This window comes from Pseudomonas sp. NPDC098747 (genome assembly GCF_044760045.1).
Classification (GTDB): Bacteria; Pseudomonadota; Gammaproteobacteria; order Pseudomonadales; family Pseudomonadaceae; genus Aquipseudomonas.
Window position 1 is genome coordinate 34,879 of sequence record NZ_JBIWAL010000022.1, and the last position, 18,725, is coordinate 53,603.

At 59.0% G+C, this 18,725-nt stretch carries 19 protein-coding genes and 1 pseudogene; 10 read left to right on the forward strand and 10 right to left on the reverse strand.

Going from position 1 to position 18,725, the window contains the following annotated elements; translation table 11 throughout:
- The 4 genes and pseudogenes from ACIQVE_RS15425 to ACIQVE_RS15440 form a co-directional block, all read left to right on the forward strand.
- Positions 1 to 235 (forward strand): annotated as a pseudogene (locus ACIQVE_RS15425) (ABC transporter ATP-binding protein); the annotation flags it as partial.
- Complete coding sequence (locus ACIQVE_RS15430; protein ID WP_402809743.1) at positions 232 to 948, forward strand: ABC transporter ATP-binding protein; 717 nt, start codon at positions 232 to 234, stop codon at positions 946 to 948. The pseudogene ACIQVE_RS15425 and the gene ACIQVE_RS15430, both read left to right, overlap by 4 nt.
- Before the next feature lie 839 nt (positions 949 to 1,787).
- Complete coding sequence (locus ACIQVE_RS15435; RefSeq protein ID WP_402809746.1) at positions 1,788 to 2,552, forward strand: SDR family oxidoreductase; 765 nt, start codon at positions 1,788 to 1,790, stop codon at positions 2,550 to 2,552.
- 200 nt (positions 2,553 to 2,752) lie between these two features.
- Positions 2,753 to 3,658, forward strand: coding sequence for a cation diffusion facilitator family transporter (locus ACIQVE_RS15440; protein WP_402809748.1), 906 nt, complete (start codon positions 2,753 to 2,755; stop codon positions 3,656 to 3,658).
- 123 nt (positions 3,659 to 3,781) lie between these two features.
- On the opposite strand, the gene ACIQVE_RS15445 is transcribed toward ACIQVE_RS15440, so the two are convergent.
- The 7 genes from ACIQVE_RS15445 to ACIQVE_RS15475 form a co-directional block, all read right to left on the reverse strand.
- Positions 3,782 to 4,915 (reverse strand): AGE family epimerase/isomerase, encoded by a 1,134-nt coding sequence (locus ACIQVE_RS15445; protein WP_402809750.1) that lies wholly within the window; start codon positions 4,913 to 4,915, stop codon positions 3,782 to 3,784.
- A 201-nt stretch (positions 4,916 to 5,116) separates the two neighbouring features.
- Positions 5,117 to 5,689 carry a HupE/UreJ family protein gene (locus tag ACIQVE_RS15450; protein WP_402809752.1) on the reverse strand — a complete coding sequence of 191 codons (573 nt, stop codon included), beginning with the start codon at positions 5,687 to 5,689 and terminating at the stop codon, positions 5,117 to 5,119.
- A 27-nt stretch (positions 5,690 to 5,716) separates the two neighbouring features.
- Entirely contained in the window at positions 5,717 to 6,331 is a 615-nt protein-coding gene (ureG, locus tag ACIQVE_RS15455; protein WP_402809755.1) for an urease accessory protein UreG, read from the reverse strand.
- A 39-nt stretch (positions 6,332 to 6,370) separates the two neighbouring features.
- Positions 6,371 to 7,045: an urease accessory protein UreF gene (locus ACIQVE_RS15460; protein ID WP_402809757.1), complete on the reverse strand. Its 675-nt coding sequence runs from the start codon at positions 7,043 to 7,045 to the stop codon at positions 6,371 to 6,373.
- Entirely contained in the window at positions 7,042 to 7,542 is a 501-nt protein-coding gene (ureE, locus tag ACIQVE_RS15465; protein ID WP_402809760.1) for an urease accessory protein UreE, read from the reverse strand. The genes ACIQVE_RS15460 and ureE overlap by 4 nt, the downstream gene beginning before the upstream one ends.
- A 300-nt stretch (positions 7,543 to 7,842) precedes the next feature.
- Positions 7,843 to 8,475, reverse strand: a complete 633-nt coding sequence (locus tag ACIQVE_RS15470) for a TetR family transcriptional regulator (RefSeq protein ID WP_150602604.1) — start codon at positions 8,473 to 8,475, stop codon at positions 7,843 to 7,845.
- A 169-nt stretch (positions 8,476 to 8,644) separates the two neighbouring features.
- A complete protein-coding gene (locus tag ACIQVE_RS15475) occupies positions 8,645 to 9,022 on the reverse strand; it encodes a hypothetical protein (protein ID WP_402809764.1) in 378 nt (125 codons plus the stop codon).
- A 383-nt stretch (positions 9,023 to 9,405) separates the two neighbouring features.
- On the opposite strand from ACIQVE_RS15475, the gene ACIQVE_RS15480 reads away from it, so the two are divergent.
- Positions 9,406 to 11,481, forward strand: coding sequence for an AsmA family protein (locus ACIQVE_RS15480; protein ID WP_402809767.1), 2,076 nt, complete (start codon positions 9,406 to 9,408; stop codon positions 11,479 to 11,481).
- 104 nt (positions 11,482 to 11,585) lie between these two features.
- Here ACIQVE_RS15480 and ACIQVE_RS15485 read toward each other — a convergent pair whose 3' ends face one another.
- Together ACIQVE_RS15485 and ACIQVE_RS15490 are read right to left on the reverse strand one after the other, a co-directional pair.
- On the reverse strand, positions 11,586 to 12,119 hold the full coding sequence (locus tag ACIQVE_RS15485) for a bacterioferritin (RefSeq protein ID WP_402809769.1): 534 nt from the start codon (positions 12,117 to 12,119) through the stop codon (positions 11,586 to 11,588).
- Between the two features lie 100 nt (positions 12,120 to 12,219).
- Positions 12,220 to 13,158, reverse strand: a complete 939-nt coding sequence (locus tag ACIQVE_RS15490) for a LysR substrate-binding domain-containing protein (protein ID WP_402809772.1) — start codon at positions 13,156 to 13,158, stop codon at positions 12,220 to 12,222.
- Between the two features lie 109 nt (positions 13,159 to 13,267).
- Between ACIQVE_RS15490 and ACIQVE_RS15495 the strand changes: the two genes are divergently transcribed.
- Both ACIQVE_RS15495 and ACIQVE_RS15500 read left to right on the forward strand, forming a co-directional pair.
- A complete protein-coding gene (locus tag ACIQVE_RS15495; protein ID WP_402809775.1) occupies positions 13,268 to 13,915 on the forward strand; it encodes an FMN-dependent NADH-azoreductase in 648 nt (215 codons plus the stop codon).
- Positions 13,916 to 14,036: 121 nt separating this feature from the next.
- Entirely contained in the window at positions 14,037 to 14,915 is an 879-nt protein-coding gene (locus tag ACIQVE_RS15500) for an alpha/beta fold hydrolase (protein WP_402809778.1), read from the forward strand.
- Positions 14,916 to 15,162: 247 nt separating this feature from the next.
- Here ACIQVE_RS15500 and ACIQVE_RS15505 read toward each other — a convergent pair whose 3' ends face one another.
- Positions 15,163 to 16,050: a DMT family transporter gene (locus ACIQVE_RS15505; protein ID WP_402809780.1), complete on the reverse strand. Its 888-nt coding sequence runs from the start codon at positions 16,048 to 16,050 to the stop codon at positions 15,163 to 15,165.
- Positions 16,051 to 16,147: 97 nt separating this feature from the next.
- On the opposite strand from ACIQVE_RS15505, the gene ACIQVE_RS15510 reads away from it, so the two are divergent.
- The 3 genes from ACIQVE_RS15510 (at position 16,148) to ACIQVE_RS15520 (ending at position 18,620) form a co-directional block, all read left to right on the forward strand.
- Positions 16,148 to 16,942 carry an AraC family transcriptional regulator gene (locus tag ACIQVE_RS15510; protein ID WP_402809782.1) on the forward strand — a complete coding sequence of 265 codons (795 nt, stop codon included), beginning with the start codon at positions 16,148 to 16,150 and terminating at the stop codon, positions 16,940 to 16,942.
- 63 nt (positions 16,943 to 17,005) lie between these two features.
- Complete coding sequence (locus tag ACIQVE_RS15515; protein ID WP_402809785.1) at positions 17,006 to 17,311, forward strand: PsiF family protein; 306 nt, start codon at positions 17,006 to 17,008, stop codon at positions 17,309 to 17,311.
- Between the two features lie 295 nt (positions 17,312 to 17,606).
- Positions 17,607 to 18,620 (forward strand): AI-2E family transporter, encoded by a 1,014-nt coding sequence (locus ACIQVE_RS15520; RefSeq protein WP_402809787.1) that lies wholly within the window; start codon positions 17,607 to 17,609, stop codon positions 18,618 to 18,620.
- Positions 18,621 to 18,725 lie beyond the last annotated feature (105 nt).

Here is an 18,725-nt window from a genome sequence, read left to right on the forward strand (position 1 = left end):
CCTCAACCCTCAGGAAACCGAAGCGCTGAGCGCGATGATCCGGCTACTGCGCGACGAGCACGATCTGACCGTGGTGCTGATCGAACACGACATGGGCATGGTAATGAGCATTTCCGACCACATCGTGGTGCTGGACCACGGCATCGTCATCGCCGAGGGCGGCCCTGAAGCCATCCGCAACGACCCGAAAGTGATTGCCGCCTACCTGGGCGCCGACGAAGAGGAGCTGGTATGAGCCAACCGATCCTCGAACTGAAAAACCTGGACGTGTTTTACGGCCCGATCCAGGCACTCAAAGGCGTTTCGCTGCAGATCAACGAAGGGGAAACCGTCAGCCTGATCGGCTCCAACGGCGCGGGTAAATCGACATTGCTGATGTCGATCTTCGGCCAGCCCCGGGCGGCAAGCGGGCAGATCATTTATCAAGGCGTCGACATTACCCACAAGTCCTCGCACTACATCGCGTCCCACGGCATTGCGCAGTCGCCGGAAGGGCGGCGGGTGTTCCCCGACATGACCGTCGAGGAAAACCTGCTGATGGGCACCATCCCGATTGGCGACAAGTACGCCAAAGAGGATATGCAGCGCATGTTCGAGTTGTTCCCACGGCTTGAAGAGCGGCGTACTCAGCGGGCGATGACCATGTCCGGCGGCGAACAGCAGATGCTCGCCATTGCGCGCGCATTGATGAGCCGACCGAAGTTGTTGCTGCTCGATGAACCGAGCCTGGGGCTGGCGCCGATCGTGGTGAAGCAAATCTTTGCGACCCTGCGGGAACTGGCGAAAACCGGCATGACGATTTTCCTTGTCGAGCAGAACGCCAACCATGCGTTGAAGCTGTCGGATCGTGCGTATGTGATGGTCAACGGCGAGATTCGCCTGACCGGCACCGGGAAGGAGTTGCTAGTGAACGAGGAGGTGCGTAACGCCTATCTGGGCGGGCACTGAGTTTCATCGTTATGCACATGCCCCGACGCGCGAGCCTCGGGGCTTTTTTATTCCTCAAATTCAACACAATCCTCTGTGGGAGCTGGCTTGCCGGCGATAGCGGTTCATCATTCAGCAAAGTTGTTGCCAGTGACTCCCTCATCGCTGGCAAGCCCGCTCCCAAAGGTTGCGTGGTGCCCTTTAGTGAAATTGTGGAAAACAAATTCCGCTACCTGCCAAAGCGCGACATATAGACGCTGCAAATGGCTGTTTTTGCACAGTTTTGACTTGTCCCCGTTTGCTGTGGAGCTGGCTGTGAATAACGTGGGAGTAGCTGGCTGCAACCCTTTAAAAACGTGGTCTGCAGGGATGTGGTTGTTTTTTGATCAGGCGTTTTTGCTGGAGCGGCAGACGTCTTTGTCAACCTTTTTGTGGGGGCTGCATCGCAGCAGGTTTGATGCTCACGAGTCTGTGGATAAGTCTGTGACTAAACTCTGGAAAGACCCCGCTAAGGGCCGTAATTGCTGGCCTCGCGCAATCACTGTGCTGACCGACCTGTCGTGCAAAATGCCATGTCCCGCACATGTGCCGCTTCACGGTCAAGCAAAAAACTTTCTATTTCGCCCGCAAAGCCTTGTGTGGCGCGGCTTTGCGCGTTCCCACTTGCCCCCGGAAACTGTGGAAGGGGTTGTGGATAACATGCGTGCACATGGCTACAGGCCGCGTTGGCTATGGCGTTGGAACGATTGGTTGTTTTTTGTACAGTGCGCGGGTGTTGCCCGTGCTTGCGGGGCCGGGCATGCTGCCTGCTGATTTTCTATTCCAATGGCTGCCCTCGCGGTCGAAGCAAGGAGAACACGATGTCCAACACCCTGTTTATCACCGGTGCAACGTCCGGTTTTGGTGAAGCTTGCGCCCGTCGTTTTGCCGAGGCTGGCTGGAAACTGGTGCTGACCGGTCGTCGTGAAGAACGCCTCAACGCCCTGTGCGCCGAATTGTCGAAACAGACCGAAGTGCATGGCCTGGTGCTTGATGTTCGGGATCGCAAGGCGATGGAAGAGGCGATTGCCAACCTGCCGCCGTCGTTCGCCAAACTGCGTGGCCTGATCAACAACGCGGGTCTGGCGTTGGGCGTGGACCCTGCGCCGAAATGCGATCTGGATGACTGGGACACCATGGTCGACACCAACGTCAAAGGCCTGATGTACGCCACTCGCTTGCTGCTGCCGCGCCTGATCGCCCATGGTCGCGGCGCCGGCATCGTCAACCTCGGCTCCATCGCCGGCAACTATCCGTACCCCGGCAGCCATGTTTACGGCGCGACCAAAGCGTTCGTTAAGCAGTTTTCGCTGAACCTGCGCTGCGACTTGCAGGGCACCGGCGTGCGCGTCAGCAACATTGAACCGGGGCTGTGCGAGAGCGAATTCTCGCTGGTGCGTTTCGCCGGTGATCAGGAGCGGTACAACGCGACTTACGCCGGGGCCGAGCCGATCCAGCCGCAAGACATCGCCGACACGATTTTCTGGGTGATGAATGCGCCGGCGCATATCAACATCAATAGTCTGGAACTGATGCCGGTGAGCCAGACCTGGGCCGGGTTTGCCATCGAGCGTAACAAGGCTTAAGACCGCACAATGGCCATCGCTGGCAAGCCAGCTCCCACAGGTTTTATCGGCGCACACAAATCTTGTAGCCGACTCGGTAATTGTGGGAGCTGGCTTGCCAGCGATGAGGTCAGAACGGGCGATACATCCCCATAAGGTAAACTCCCTCCTCAACAACCCCACCGCACCCCGCGGTTTTCAAGGTTTTTAGAGGAGGCTACGTGAGTAACCGAGGTGAGCAGTCGCTGCTCAAACAATCGACCATCCTGATGTTCGCAGTGTCGATTGCCGGGATCGTCACCGGTTTTGTTTCAGGTTCCCAATCCATCCTGTTCGATGGTTTTTTCTCGCTGATCGCAACATTTATCAAAGTCCTGATGCTGATCACTGCAAAGTTGATCGCCAAGGAAAGCAATCACCGTTTCCAGTTCGGTTTCTGGCATCTGGAACCAATGGTGCTGCTGATTGAAGGCAGTTTCTTGCTGTTGATTGCCATCTACGCGTTTCTCAACGGTGTGTTCGGCATCATCGACGGTGGTCGCGACATTGAGTTGGGTCTGGTGATCATCTATGCCGCCGTGTTTACCGTGGTCGAGTTCGCCTACTTTTTCTACGTACGCCGGCGCAATCGCAAGCTCAAATCCAGCCTGATCCAGTTCGACAACATCAGTTGGTTGGTGGATGCGATGCTTTCTGTGGGCCTGCTGATAAGTTTTCTCACGGCGCTGCTGCTCAAGTCCCAGGGCTATGGCGAATGGGCGGTTTACGTCGATCCGCTGATCCTGATCGTACTGGCCCTGACCATGCTGTCACCGGCGTTCAAGATCATCGGCCCGGCGTTACGCGATGTGCTTGGCATTGCACCGGACACGCTGAATGACCACGTGCGCCAGGTTATGGACACGGTGAAGGTCGAGCGTGGTTTCGACGATTACGTGTCCTACGTGCAGAAGCACGGGAGGGCGCGGTTTATCGAGATTCATGTGGTGTTGCCGGCGGATTACCGACTGGACAACGTCGGGCAACTGGATGCGCTGCGTGAGGAGATTTCCGCGAAGCTGGGCAAACCGGATGCGGCGCGATGGTTGACCATCAGTTTTACTGGCGACAAGAAGTGGATTGCCTGAAGACCGTGTAACGGCCATTCGCGAGCAAGCTCGCTCCCACATTGGAATCGCGCCGAACACAATATTTGTGAACGGCGCAGATCAACTGTGGGAGCGAGCTTGCTCGCGAAGGCAATTTTTAAATCAGCGAAGATATTCAGCCAAGCCGCGATAGCACGTCGCCAAGTGATACGGCGTGGTCGAGGGCATGTCCTTGCGGCTGACCTCGCCCAGCTCATCGCGGCACTCATGCCAACCACCGGCATGCAGAAAGCGCTGTTGCAACGCCTGCAATTGATGCAATACCACGACTTCACTGTTCGGACGCAAGGTCAGTGCCCGCAGGTATTCGGCCTGTGCCCAGATCCGCTGGGTTGAATCTTTCAGGTGCCCGTCCTGTTTCAGATCAAGCATTGCCCGCACCGCGCCGGACGGCTGCTCCACTCCGAATTGCTCGGTGAAGGCAAACGCCTTATCAAGCGCCGAATGCAATTTCGAACCGCGCAGCAGCGCTGACGATTGCAGCAGGAAATACCATTCGAACTGGTGCCCGGGCTCGTACCAGTTATCCACAGCGCCCAGCGGTTTCTCCATCAACACGCCATGCTGCGGGTCAACGAAGCGCTTGTGCATGGCTGTGCATAACTCAAGCAGCGCCTGTTGCGTTGCGCTGTCCTGGCGAACTTGCAAAGTGGCAAGGAAGGCTTCGGCCAAGTGCATCAACGGGTTTTGCAGCGGGCCGGTTTCGAGGGTGATCCAGTCGCGGTCAAGGCAGGCTTCGTACAGGCCATCGCCGGTGGCGAAACGTCGGCCGATGACTTCCAGCGCGGCGTTCAACGTCGATTCCACCAGCGGCTCGCGGGACTTTTCCCAGTAATGCGCGCAGGCAAACAGGATAAACGCGTGGGTATAGAGATCCTTGCGCTGATCCAGCGGTTTGCCCTGTGCATCGATGCTGTAGAACCAGCCGCCGTGCTCGGCATCGTGGAAGTGCCGTTGCAGGGAACGGAACAGCGCGGCTGCGCGTTCCTCAGCATTATCGACAACGCCGATCAGGCTGGAAAACAGGTACAACTGCCGTGCGCAAGCCATCGCCCGATAACGTTGCGCTGGCAACGGTTGATGGCCAGCGTCGAGTGCTTCGTAGGGCAGTGCCATGTCGGCATTCCAGCCCGGGCCTTGCCAGAGCGGCACGATCACGTTGACGAAGTGCTGTTGCACCGCGGTGAACAGGGCGGTCAATTCAGGCAGGGATTTGCAGTGGGAAGCATGGGGCATTGGCGGACGTCGTCACGGCTGGGGCGATTGCGCGACATGGTAGCAGAGCGGCAGCCTTTAGAGACCCGGTGTCTGTCAGACCGTCTTCGCGAGCAAGCTCGCTCCCACATTGCAATTGCGCCGAACACAATAGTTGTGAACAACGCAGATCACCTGTGGGAGCGAGCTTGCTCGCGAAGGGGTCAGTTCAGGCAATAGAAATTAACCGGCCAGCAGCCAGGCGCCAGTCATTGCCGAAGCCGCACCCGCCAACCGCACCAACGGCGCCGCGGCGCGTGGCAACACCCGCACCACGCCATAACCCGCCGCATGCAACGCTGCCGTGGCCGCGACGAAACCTGCGGCGTACGCCCAAGGGTTGCTCATCTCCGGCAACTCCAGCCCATGCGCGACCCCATGAAACAACGCAAACAGCGCCGTCGCCGCCACTGCCATTACCAGCGGCGGACGCACCGCCAGCGCCACGGCCAGGCCCAGCGCCAGCACCGATGCGGCGATCCCGCTTTCCAGCGCCGGCAGTTCCAGCCCTTCAAAACCGAGCATGCCGCCGATCAGCATGGTGCCGACAAAGGTGCAAGGCAGCGCCCAGCGCGCCGCGCCTTTTTGCTGCGCTGCCCACAAGCCGACGGCGACCATCGCCAACAAATGGTCGAGACCGCCAATCGGGTGGCTGATGCCGGCGATCAAACCGCTGTCGCCGTGCCCCGGATGTGCGAAGGCCAATGCCGGTGTCAGCAGCAGCGCCACTGCGCCGAGAATACGTTTGAGTGTCATGGATAAGCTTCCTTGTTGATAAGTGAATCAGGCTGCGGTCAGCAAGCCTTGGCGTTCGATGAAGGCGATGATTTCTTCCAGGCCCTGGCCGGTTTTCTGGTTGCTGAACACGAATGGCTTGCCGTTGCGCATGCGCTTGGTGTCGCTATCCATCATTTCCAGCGAAGCACCGACCAGTGGCGCCAGGTCGATCTTGTTGATCACCAGCAGGTCAGATTTGCAGATGCCCGGCCCGCCCTTGCGCGGCAACTTGTCGCCGGCCGAGACGTCGATCACGTAGATGGTCAGGTCGGACAGTTCCGGGCTGAACGTCGCCGAAAGGTTGTCGCCGCCAGATTCCACCAGAATCAGATCCAGCCCCGGAAAACGCCGGTTCAATTGATCGACCGCTTCGAGGTTGATCGAGGCGTCTTCGCGAATTGCCGTGTGCGGGCAGCCGCCGGTTTCCACGCCGATGATCCGCTCTGGCGCCAGCGCTTCGTTGCGCACCAGAAAATCGGCGTCTTCGCGGGTGTAGATATCGTTAGTGACCACGGCGAGGTTGTAGCGCTCGCGCAAGGCGAGGCACAGGGCCAGGGTCAACGCGGTTTTGCCGGAACCGACCGGGCCGCCGATACCGATGCGCAGAGGTTGTGTGTTCATGCGGCTTCTCCAAAAATAAAAGGCCCAAAATAACTGGCCCTAGGAACGGAACAGACGGCTGTACTGGCGCTCATGGGCCATGCACGTCAGGGACAGGCCGAACGCGGCGCTGCCAATGTGTTCGGGGTTGATGTGGGTCGCGTCTTGCTGCGCCTGTTGCAGCAGCGGCAGCAGTTCACTGGTCAGGCGCTGCGCGGCTTGCTGGCCCAGCGGCAAGGTTTTCATCAGCACGGCAAGCTGGTTTTCAAGCCAGCTCCACAACCAGGCGGCGAGGGCGTCTTGGGGGCTGATACCCCAGGCGCGGGCGGCTAGTGCCCAGCCAAGTGCCAGATGCGGTTCGCTGCATTGCACGAGAAAGGCTCGGGCCGGCGCGTCGAGTTCCGGCAAGCCGTTGAGCAGTTGCTGCAACGAATAACCCATCTGCCGACTTTCCAGATGCAATTCGCGAGACTCGCGGCTGGCACGGTGGGTTTCGCAGATGTGCAGTAATTCGCCCCAGCTTTCGTCGGCCGCTGCCTGGCAATGAGCAAGCAACAGCGGCGCTTCGAAACGGGCGAGGTTGAGCAGCAACTGATCGCTGATCCAGCGGCGGGCGCTGTCCGGGTTGTTCACGCGGCCGTTATCCACAGCCATTTCCAGGCCTTGTGAATAGCTGTAGCCGCCAATCGGCAATTGCGGACTGGCCAGGCGCAGCAGCGCCCAGGCTGGGTTCATAAGCGAACGCCGAACTGGTGCAGTTTGGGCGCGTAGTTGAAGTCTTCATCGCCGTGCCGCGAATGGTGATGGCCGCCGCCGTAGGCACCGTGTTCCGGCTGGAACGGCGCCTCAATCGCTTCAACCTGCGCGCCAAGTTGTTCCAGCATGGCTTTGAGCACGTAGTCATCGAGCAAGCGCAGCCAGCCATCGCCGACTTGCAGGGCGACGTGGCGATTGCCCAGGTGATACGCAGCGCGGGTCAGCTCGAAGGCGTTGGCACAAGTGACGTGCAGCAGTTGTTCAGGGCGGGCGCAGACACGGACGATGCGACCGTCTTCGGCCTGTAGGCATTCGCCGTCATACAACGGCGGCTGACCGCGCTCCAAAAACAACCCGACGTCTTCGTTCTCGGCACTGAAACAGCGCAAACGGCTTTTGCTTCGCGCCTCGAAGGTCAAGTGCAACTCGGCGGACCAGACGGGTTGAGGGTCGATTCTGCGATGGATCACCAGCATCGGAAAGCTTCCAGCAGTGGACAATACTCAGGCTAGAGCAAGGGGCTTGCCAATCGGACGATATGTAGGAAATCCCTGTCGGAGCGTAGAGGGTGTTGCAGGATGTTGCGGAGATTTGAGGCGTTTTGGTGCATGAAGTTTTTTACATGCACCAAATAGAGGCCGTCATGCTGAGCCATTGTGGAGTGAACTTGCTCGCGAAGGCGGTGTGTCATTTACCGTTGATGGTGAATGACAGGCCGCTTTCGCGAGCAAGCTCGCTCCCACAGGGGATATGAGGTGGATCAGAATAAATGGGAGTTACTCGGTACTGCCCAGACCTTGCCAATGCTTGAGCCCGATAAAGATGAAACGCAATTGCTGGGTTATCTTCGCCTGCGCCGTCAAATGCTCCGGCAAGGCTTCGGCCGGCGGGTCGATGATGTCCGGCAGGGTGGCGAACACCGATTTGACGATCAGGTCAGCCACCACGCTCAGGCCTTCGGCGTCCAGATGCTGAAGCTTGGGCATCATCGTCAGATCGGCCGCGAGGTCGGAACTGATGTTCTCGCGCAAACGCCCAATCGCCTGGCGCACCGGCAGCGAACCCCCGTACTGTTCGCGTGCCAGAAACAGGAACTGCGAACGGTTAGCGCTGACCACGTCGAGGAAGATCCGCACCGATGCATCGATGATGCCGCCCATGACGAATTCGTTGTGGCGCACCAAGCGAATGGTTTCGCGGAAGGTCTGGCCCACTTCGCTGACCAGCACCAGACCGAGTTCGTCCATATCGGCAAAATGCCGATAGAAACCGGTGGGCACGATGCCGGCGGTTTTCGTCACTTCGCGCAGGCTCAGGCTGCCGAATCCTCGGCCGCTTTCCATCAAGTGGCGGGCAGCGTCCATCAGGGCGTTGCGGGTCTGTTGTTTCTGTTCGGCGCGGGGCAGCATCGCAAGGTGTGTTCTTTGGCAGGACAAGCGCCGCACTCTAGCAAATCGGCTTTATCGGCGTCGAACGGCAATGGGGGAGGCTGCGGGGAATTGGCGACTTATTATGGCAACGGCTAAAAAGGCAAAAGCCCAATCCGAGGATTGGGCTTTTTTAATGGCCGCCATGGGCTTAGCTCACAGCGCTGTTGCGTTCGATAACACGGTCACCACCACCTTCGGCAAGTTGACCTTGTGGAGTCTTGTCATAACCGTCTTCGACCAGACCTTTTTCTTTCAGGCGATCATTACCACCTTCGGCGACAGCTTGGCCTTGTGGAGTCTTGTCGTAGCCGTCTTCAACCAGACCTTTTTCTTCCAGGCGATTACGACCGTTTTCGGCGACAGCCTGACCTTGTGGCGTGCGATCCGAGCCATCGGCAGCAACAGTCTGGCTGAGCACCGAGTGGCTATCTTTTACTTGCGGTGTGGCTTGTTCGGCAGCGGGCAGAGCGAAAGCAGTGCTGGCTAGCATCGACAGGGTTAGGCTAAGCAGTAATTGGCGTTTCATGATGGGTTGCTCCTTGGGAGGGCGATAAAGTGGGTACGAGGGCAATGCTACTCTCGATAAGTCGATATAAAAGTTCATAAACGCAATGGTAATAATCAACAGAATTGATTGTTCTGGCGGGAGGCTCTAGATCGGGCCTTTCAGAGGGAAGCTTTTGCACCGCGGTGGGTATTTTCGACCCACTCGTGCATCGCAAAAGTGCGGGTCGCGGTAACGCTGCCTGACCGATCGGTCGGATTTCGCGCGGTTTTCGCGCCTTAATCGGTCTATCGATTAAACCTGCGGGCCTTTTGCCAGTCACAGATTTCATATGGGCCGCTTTGGCCCGCCGTTTCAGCTGTGCGCCGTGTTTCGGCGTGCGGTCGTGATCAGGAGCTTTGTGCATGACGCGCACTGGAAAAATCTTCAGCTGGACCTTCGCCATCCTCGTACTGCTGTTGGCAGTAATGGTGCTGATCATCGTGTTCTTCGACTGGAACCGGATCAAACCGCCGCTCAACGCCAAAGTATCAGAAGAACTGCACCGACCGTTTGCCATCAACGGCAACCTCGCGGTGATCTGGCAGCGCGAGCTGGATGAAGGCGGCTGGCGTTCCTGGGTGCCGTGGCCGCACGTGGTCGCCGAGGACTTGAGCCTGGGCAATCCGGACTGGTCGAAGCAACCGCAGATGGTCACGCTCAAGCGCGTCGAATTGCGTATTTCGCCGCTGGCCTTGCTGGCGCAACGGGTGGTGATCCCGCGCATCGACGTGACCGAACCCAACGCCGAGTTGCAACGCCTGGCCGACGGCCGCGCCAACTGGACGTTCAAGTTCGATCCCAAGGATCCGAATGCCGAGCCGTCGAACTGGGTTGTCGATATCGGCGCCATCAAGTTCGACAAGGGCCACGTCACCCTCGACGACCAGACCCTGAAGACCAACCTTGATGTGCTGATTGATCCTTTGGGCAAGCCGATTCCGTACAGCGATATCGTCGGCGACAAAGCGGCGAAAACCACGCAGGACAAGGTGGGCGCACCGCAGGACTATGCTTTCGCATTGAAGGTAAAAGGTCAGTACCACGGCCAGAAACTCAGCGGCCAGGGCAAGATCGGCGGGTTGCTGGCTTTGCAGGACTCGAGCAAACCGTTCCCGCTGCAGGCCCAGGCGAAAATCGGCGACACCAGTATTGAACTGGCCGGTACCTTGACCGACCCGCTCAACCTCGGCGCCCTCGATCTGCGCCTGAAACTGGCCGGCTCCAGCCTCGGCAACCTCTATCCGCTGACCGGTGTGACCCTGCCGGACACGCCGCCATACGCCACCGACGGCCACCTGATCGCCAAGTTGCATGACGAGGCGGGTGCGAAGTTCACTTATGAAAAATTCAACGGCAAGATCGGCGGCAGTGACATCCATGGCGACCTGACTTACGTCGCCAGCCAGCCTCGGCCGAAACTCAGCGGCGCGCTGGTGTCCAACCAACTGCTATTCGCTGACCTCGGGCCGTTGATCGGTGTCGACTCGAACGACAAGCAAAAAACTCGCAGCGGCGAGAGCAAACAACCGGCAGACAAAGTGCTGCCGGTGGACGAATTCAAGACCGACCGCTGGCGCGCGATGGACGCCGATGTCGAGTTCACCGGCAAGCGCATCGTTCACAGCGAAAAACTGCCGTTCACCGATCTTTACACCCACCTGAAGCTCGATGACGGCGTACTCAGTCTGGAGCCGCTGCGCTTCGGCGTGGCGGGCGGCAAACTCGATGCGCAAATTCGTCTGAACGGTCGCACCGAACCGCTTGAGGGCCGGGCCAAGTTGACGGCGCGCGGGTTCAAGCTCAAGGAGTTGTTCCCGACTTTCGAACCGATGAAAACCAGTTTCGGCGAGCTCAATGGCGACGCCAATATCAGCGGGCGCGGTAACTCGGTGGCCAAACTGCTCGGCGGCGCCAACGGCAATCTGAAGATGCTGATCAACGACGGCGCGATCAGTCGCGAACTGATGGAGCTGGCAGGCCTCAACGTCGGCAACTACGTGGTCGGCAAAATCTTTGGCGACAAGGAAGTGAAGATCAACTGCGCGGCGGCGGACTTCGATATCAAGACGGGTCTGGCGACGACGCAGCTGTTTGTCTTCGATACCGAGAACGCGATCATTTACATCGACGGCACTGCGAACATGGCGACCGAGCAACTGGACCTGACGGTGACGCCGGAATCCAAGGGCTGGCGTTTGATCTCGTTGCGTTCGCCGCTGTATGTACGCGGCAAGTTCATCAAACCGGATGCCGGCGTGAAAGCGGTGCCGCTGTTATTGCGTGGCGCGGGGATGGTGGCGTTGGGCGTGATTGCCGCGCCGGCAGCGGGACTGCTGGCATTGGTGGCGCCGAGTGGGGGGGAGCCGAATCAGTGCGCGCCGCTGCTGGAACAGATGAAGTCGGGCAAGGCGCCGGTTACCGTCAAGCCAACCAAGTAATTCTTCAGCGCTAATACAGACGCCATCGCGGGCGAGCCCGCTCCCACAGTTTCAGCATCAATCCTGTGGGAGCGGGCTTGCCCGCGATGGTGGTTTAGAAGTGGTTACAGATCTTTCAGAATGTCAGCCATGTCATCCGCATGCTCTTCTTCCTGCGCGAGGATGTCTTCGAAAATGCGGCGGGTGGTCGGGTCTTTCTCGCCGATGTACTGGATGATCTCGCGATAACTATCGATCGCGATTCGCTCGGCCACCAAGTCTTCGTAGACCATTTCTTTCAAGCTGTTCCCGGCTACATATTGCGCGTGGGACATTTTCGACAGCATGTCCGGATTGAACTCCGGTTCGCCGCCCAATTGCACAATGCGCTCGGCCAGTCGGTCGGCGTGCTCGGCTTCCTGGACGGCATGCTCAAGGAACTCATCGGCGGCCGTGCTGGCCTTCAGACCGCTGGCCATGAAGTAGTGGCGTTTGTAGCGCAAGACGCAGACCAGTTCTGTGGCCAGCGATTCATTGAGCAAACGCAGCACCTCTTCACGGTTGGCGCTGTAGCTCTCGGTCACTGCGCCGTTTTCCACGTGTAGCCGTGCGCGTTCGCGCAGTGTTTTGACATCTGACAGATGCAGGTCGTCGCTCATTTCAGTCTCCTGGAGGCTAATCCGATTGGCGCCACGCTCTACAGGCGCGATCGCCTACCCAGGTTGTGAGTGATGGGTGAGCGGAAAAGTTTTATCGGATCTACACCGAAATTGCCGAAGGCTGTGATCTTGGCGCCAGGCCTGACAAAAGCGCTTCCTCCTGCAACCATGCAAAAAATGCCCGCACTGGCGGATGCCGCTCGCGCCCCGGCACGCACAACGCGCTGTAGCCCGCGCCATCGACCTGAACGTCGCCCTTGTACGGCACCAGCAAACCACTGGCGACACTCTCCGAGACCAGGATATTGCTCGCCAGCACCAGTCCTTGCCCGGCGATCGCCGCTTGCAACGCGTAATGCTCCTCATCGTATTCGCGGATTGCCGGATGCTGATGCAGCCAGTTCTCGCCGGACTTTGCGCACCAGGCTCCCCAGCCATGAACGTACAGCTTGGAGTTGTGCCAGCGTACGCTGATCAGCGTCGGCGTGCGTCGCGCGGCCAACGCGACTTGTTCTGGCGAACCATAGACCCCGAACGATTCATCGAACAGGCACAGACCATAAAGGCTCGGGTAATCGTCGAGGGTGTAACGCAGCACCAGATCGACGCTGGCATCCTGATGCAGATCGATGACTTCGCAATGGGTGTCGAGGCGCACGTTGATCGTCGGGTGCCTGGCATAAAACCGCCCGAGGCGTGGCACCAGCCACAGTGCGGCAAACGCGGCAGTGGTCGACAGCGTCAGGCTGCTGCCGCTGCGTTGCGGACGCAGGGTGTCGACGCTTTGCGCGACTTCCAGCAGCGCGCCATGCAGGCTGCGGAACAGTCGCTCGCCGCCCTCGGTCAAGCGTACTTTGCGCGGCAGACGTTCGAACAGGGCAACGCCGAGCCAATCCTCCAGCGCCCGAATCTGATGGGAGATCGCCGTCGGCGTTACCGACAATTCTTCGGCGGCAGCCTTAAAGCTGAGCAAGCGTGAGGCAGACTCAAAGGCGCGCAGGGCGGTCAACGGCAACGAGGCGAACATTGATAACTCCATGGATGAACTGAATTCATCCAGACTGATTTTTGCTCATTTGAAGACGAGCGGCTGCGAGCCTCAAGCTGAAAGCCACAAGCAGTTTGATTCTAGTCCGGAGGAAGTACAGATGAGCAAGATTCTTGTGATCCATGCCAGTCCACGCGGCGACCGTTCGCACTCGCGGCGTCTGGCGGAAGGTTTTCTCAGTAACTGGCAGGCGCGTTATCCACAGGCTCAAGTCACTCGTCGTGAAGTCGGCAGGGCGCTGATTCCGGCGGTCAACGAGGCCTTTGTCGCGGCCGCATTCCATCCCGAACCCGAAGCCCGGTCGCTGTCGATGCAGGCTGATCTGGGGCTCAGCGATCAACTGGTTGGCGAGTTGTTCGACCACGATCTGCTGCTGATTTCTACGCCGATGTACAACTTCAGCGTGCCCAGCGGCCTCAAGGCCTGGGTTGATCAGATTGTGCGATTGGGCCTGACCTTTGATCACACGCTCGACAACGGCGTGGCCCAGTACACGCCGTTGTTGCAGGGCAAGAGGGCGCTGATCGTCACTAGTCGCGGCGGTTTCGGGTTCGGCCCGGGCGGTGCGCTGGAGGCCCTGAATCACGCCGACCCATGGCTGCGCACGGCGTTGGGTTTTATCGGCATCAACGACGTCACGGTGGTCGCGGCCGAAGGCGAGGAGTCTGCCGAACGCACCTTCGCAGTGTCGGTGGCCGAGGCTGAGCAGCGCTTGCTCGAACTCGCCAGGGCGTTCCAGGTGGCCTGATCGTGGCGGGGGTGGCAGGGCTGAAGTAGGCTGGTCGCTGCGTTGTCATCATTGCAGCGGATGCTTGGCGGGCGTTTTGCACGCTTTGCATCCACTCACCCGACCACAAGGATGTTTACCCATGTCGACACGTTATCCATTGGTACTGGTGCCGGGAATGCTCGGGTTTATCCGGCTGGTGCTGTATCCGTACTGGTTCGGGATCATCAAGGCGTTGCGCCGTGGTGGTGCAACCGTGATTGCGGTGCAGGTGTCGCCGCTCAATTCGACCGAGGTACGTGGCGAGCAATTGCTCGCGCGCATCGACGTGATTTTGCGCGAAACCGGGGCGCAAAAGGTCAATCTGTTCGGCCACAGTCAGGGCTCGTTGACGGCGCGTTATGCCGCAGCGAAACGCCCGGATCTGGTGGCGTCGGTGACTTCGGTGGCCGGGCCCAATCATGGTTCGGAACTCGCCGATTATCTGCACAAACACTACCCCGCAGACAGTGCCAAGGGCCGCGTCCTCAAAGCGCTGCTGCACTTTGTCGGCTGGCTGATGGCGATGCTGGATACCGGTTATCACGGGCCGAAACTGCCTGTGGATATTCACGCCTCGCATCATTCACTGACGACTGAAGGCGTGGCGCTGTTCAATCAGCGTTATCCACAGGGTCTGCCTGAAACCTGGGGCGGCCACGGACCGGAAGAGGTCAACGGCGTGCGCTATTACTCGTGGTCAGGAACGTTGCAGCCGGGCAAGACCGATCGTGGCGGCAATCTGTTCGACGGGACCAATCGCAGCTGTCGGTTGTTTGCGAAAACTTTTGTTCGTGAGCCGGGGCAGTGCGACGGCATGGTCGGGCGTTACAGCTCGCATCTGGGCACGGTGATTGGTGACGACTATCCGCTGGATCATTTCGACATCGTCAATCAGTCGCTGGGGCTGGTGGGCAAGGGCGCGGATCCGGTGCGGTTGTTTGTCGAGCATGCGGCGCGCCTGGAAGCTGCCGGCCTTTGAACCGTTCCTGAGGCCCAGAGGATTATTTGCTGAGAGGATTATGTGGCAAGGGATTATGTGGCGAGGAGATTATGTGGCGAGGGGATTTATCCCCGTTGGGCTGCGTAGCGGCCCCGCTTTTTTGGGTCGCTGCGCGACCCAACGGGGATAAATCCCCTCGCCACAGAGGCCACAGAGGCCACAGAGGCCACAGAGGCCACAGAGGCCACAGAGGCCACAGAGGCCACAAAAGCTAAAAAAGGCCCGATCAGGCAACGCTGAGCTTGCGGCCCAACACCGTCGTCCAGCGCTCGGAAAGAATCACCCCACCCAGCGTCAGCAAACCACCGACCAAGTGATACATCGCCAACTGTTCCTTCAACACCAGCGCCGCAATCAACGCGGTAATCAACGGCAGCAAGTTGAAGAACAGCGTCGTCCGGCTCGGCCCGAGGCGCATCACCGCCTGCATCCAGGCCAACGGCGCGATCATCGAAGCCAACAGGCACGCATACAACACCAGCGGAATATTCTGCAGCGTCAGCCCGGTTTTCGGTGAGGCGGCATACAGCGGAAACAACACCACAATCGCCACCAGCACCTGCAAATACAGCAACACCAGCGGCGGCAGACGCAGCTGCCATTTCTTCAGCAAGGTGCTGTAAATCGCATAGGCGAGCGTGGCGATCAGCATCATCGCATCACCCATGTTCACGCCGTGTTGCAACAACGCGCCGAGGCTGCCCGACGACACCACCACCAGCACGCCAGCGAACGAAAGCACCGCACCCACCAGCGCACCGGCCGTGAGGCGCTGGCCGAGACTGATGATTGCCATGGCCAGCGACATCAACGGCATTAGCGAAAGAATGATGCCCATGTTGGTGGCGGTAGTCAGGGTCGCGGCGAAGTAAGCCAGGCTTTGATACACCGCCATACCGAGCACGCCGAGGACGAAAATCTTGCCCAGGTTGGGGCGGATCTGCGGCCAGTGCGCGATCACTTGTTTGAGCATGAACGGTGTAAACAGCAAACCGGCGAGCAGCCAGCGGTAAAAACCGATCTCGGCCGGGAAGATCGCACCGACCGCGAGTTTGTTGATCACCGTGTTGCCGGCCCAGATGAAGATCGCCAGCAGGGGAAAAGCGTATTGCATGAATTGAAACCAGTATGTTGATTGATGCGCGATTATCCTTTGTCTGGATGCAGCTCTATACTTCGAACCAGACAAACTGCCTCTGAAAGCGGACAGCATGAACAGTAAACACATCGATCTGCTGGATTTCAGCGAATTGCCGTCGGCGGTGTACTTCCGCTACGCCGATTTCAACGCCCATGAGTTTGCCGCGCCGCACCGCCATCCGTGGGGCACTTTGGAATACGCCGCTCACGGGGTATTGCACATGGACGTCGACGGCAGCCGCTTCATGTCGCCACCGCAATACGCGGTGTGGGTGCCGCCGCAGGTCGAACACAGTTTTTACAGCCACCAACCGGTCAATTATCGGGCGGTGTGTCTCGATACCAAGGTCTGCGCCGAGTTGCCGGCGCGGGCCTGCACCTTGGCGATCAGCGATATCCTCAAGGCGATCCTCAAAGACTTCGCCGCCCGTGACGTCAAGATTCCTGAGCTGGAGGCTGATCGGCGACTGGCGCAAGTGCTGGTCGATCAACTGCAACAGGCACCGGTGCATGAGTGTTACCTGCCGTATGCAAGCAGCCCCGGATTGCTGGCAATTCTTGAGACCCTGCAAGCCGAGCCAGGCAACAACCAGCCTCTGGCGCACTGGGCGGCGCAGGTGCATGTCAGCGAGCGCACCCTGGCGCGGCAGTTTGTTCGCGAATTGGGGATGAGTTTCGGCGAGTGGCGCCAGCGTCTGCGCTATCTCGCGGCAATTGAAGCGCTGGAAACGTCGCGCAGCGTGCAGGAAATCGCTTTCGATCTCGGCTACAGCAGCGGCTCGGCGTTTATCGCCATGTTCGCGCGCCAAGCCGGATGTACGCCGGAGCAGTACCGCCGCAGTCACCTGGAAGGCAGGAAGATGTAACAGGATTTGGCTACACTCCAGCAGAGGCCGCTTCCATCGAAGCGGCGACAAGGAGAAAACTCCATGAAGATGTTGCGTGTCCCGTTGTTGATGATGGGTTTGCTCCTGTGTTCCCAGGGTTTCGCCGCCACGGCGCAGCAGAACAAGATGACCACCTGCAATGCCGATGCGACCGCCAAGAGTCTTAAAGGCGATGAGCGCAAAACCTTCATGAGCACTTGCCTCAAGGCAGCGCCGGCGGCCAATGACGCCAAGGCCTTGACCCCGCAGCAACAGAAAATGACCACCTGCAACGCCGATGCCAAAAACAAAGCCCTGAGCGGCGATGCGCGCAAGGCGTTCATGAGTGAGTGCCTGAAGAAAAAATAACGCCAGAGCAGCCCTCACCCTAACCCTCTCCCGGAGGGAGAGGGGACTGACCGCGTTGTTTCAATGCATTCATCGACCTGAAAAATCCGGTCGATTATGGATTCAATACAACACCATCAGGTCGGCGGACCTCTTCGCCAACCCCCAATCGGTCCCCTCTCCCTCGGGGAGAGGGCTAGGGTGAGGGCTGGATCTCAAGTCGGGCACAAAAAACCGAGACACCGCATATCCCTAGTGCTCCCCCCGGATCGCTGGCAGACTGCCCATCCTTTTACGCCGTTCGTTTTGAGGCTGTATGCCAACGTTTTCTGAGCGTCATGTTGTGTTCTGGGTCAGTTGCATCATCATTTTCGGCGGTTTGCTGCTCGTGCTGCCATTGAGCTTGTTGCCCAGCCTGCTGGCCGGGTTGCTGGTGTTCGAGCTGGTCAACATGCTCACCCCGCAACTGCAACGGCTGATCGAAGGTCGCCGCGCTCGGTGGCTGGCGGTGGCGTTGCTGGGTACGCTGGTGGTGAGTGTGTTGGCGCTGCTGTTCGCCGGGGCTATCAGTTTCCTTCTGCACGAGGCGGAAAATCCCGGCGCCTCTCTCGACAAGTTCATGGGCGTGGTCGATCAAGCGCGCGGACAGTTGCCGCCGTTCATTGATGTCTATTTGCCGGCCAGCGCTGCTGAATTCCGGGTGGCTATCGGCGAGTGGATGAGCAAACACCTGTCCGACCTGCAACTGGTGGGCAAAGACGCGGCACACATGTTCGTGACATTGCTGATCGGCATGGTGCTCGGCGCGATCATCGCCTTGCAGCGCATACCGGACCTGACCAAACGCAAACCCTTGGCGGCAGCGTTGTTTGACCGTCTGCACTTGCTGGTTCAGGCCTTTCGCAACATTGTTTTCGCGCAGATCAAGATTTCTCTGCTGAACACCTTTTTCACCGGGATTTTCCTCGCGGTGATTCTGCCGATGTTCGGCATCCATCTGCCGCTGACCAAAACCCTGATCGTCCTGACCTTTCTGCTTGGTCTGTTGCCGGTGATCGGCAACCTGATATCGAACACGCTGATCACCATCGTCGGCTTGTCGCTGTCGATCTGGGTGGCGATGGCCGCACTGGGATATCTGATTGTTATCCACAAGCTCGAATACTTCCTCAACGCGCGCATTGTCGGCGGGCAGATCAGTGCCAAGTCGTGGGAATTGCTGCTGGCGATGCTGGTGTTCGAGGCCGCATTCGGCTTGCCGGGAGTGGTGGCGGGGCCGATTTATTATGCGTATCTGAAGAGTGAGTTGAAGCTGGGCGGGATGGTTTGATCCAGACTTTGTAGCGGCTGATCAGGCCTCTGTGACTGTTTTGATGGGTTAAGCAGATCCCTTGTGGCGAGGGGATTTATCCCCGTTGGACTGCGCAGCAGTCCC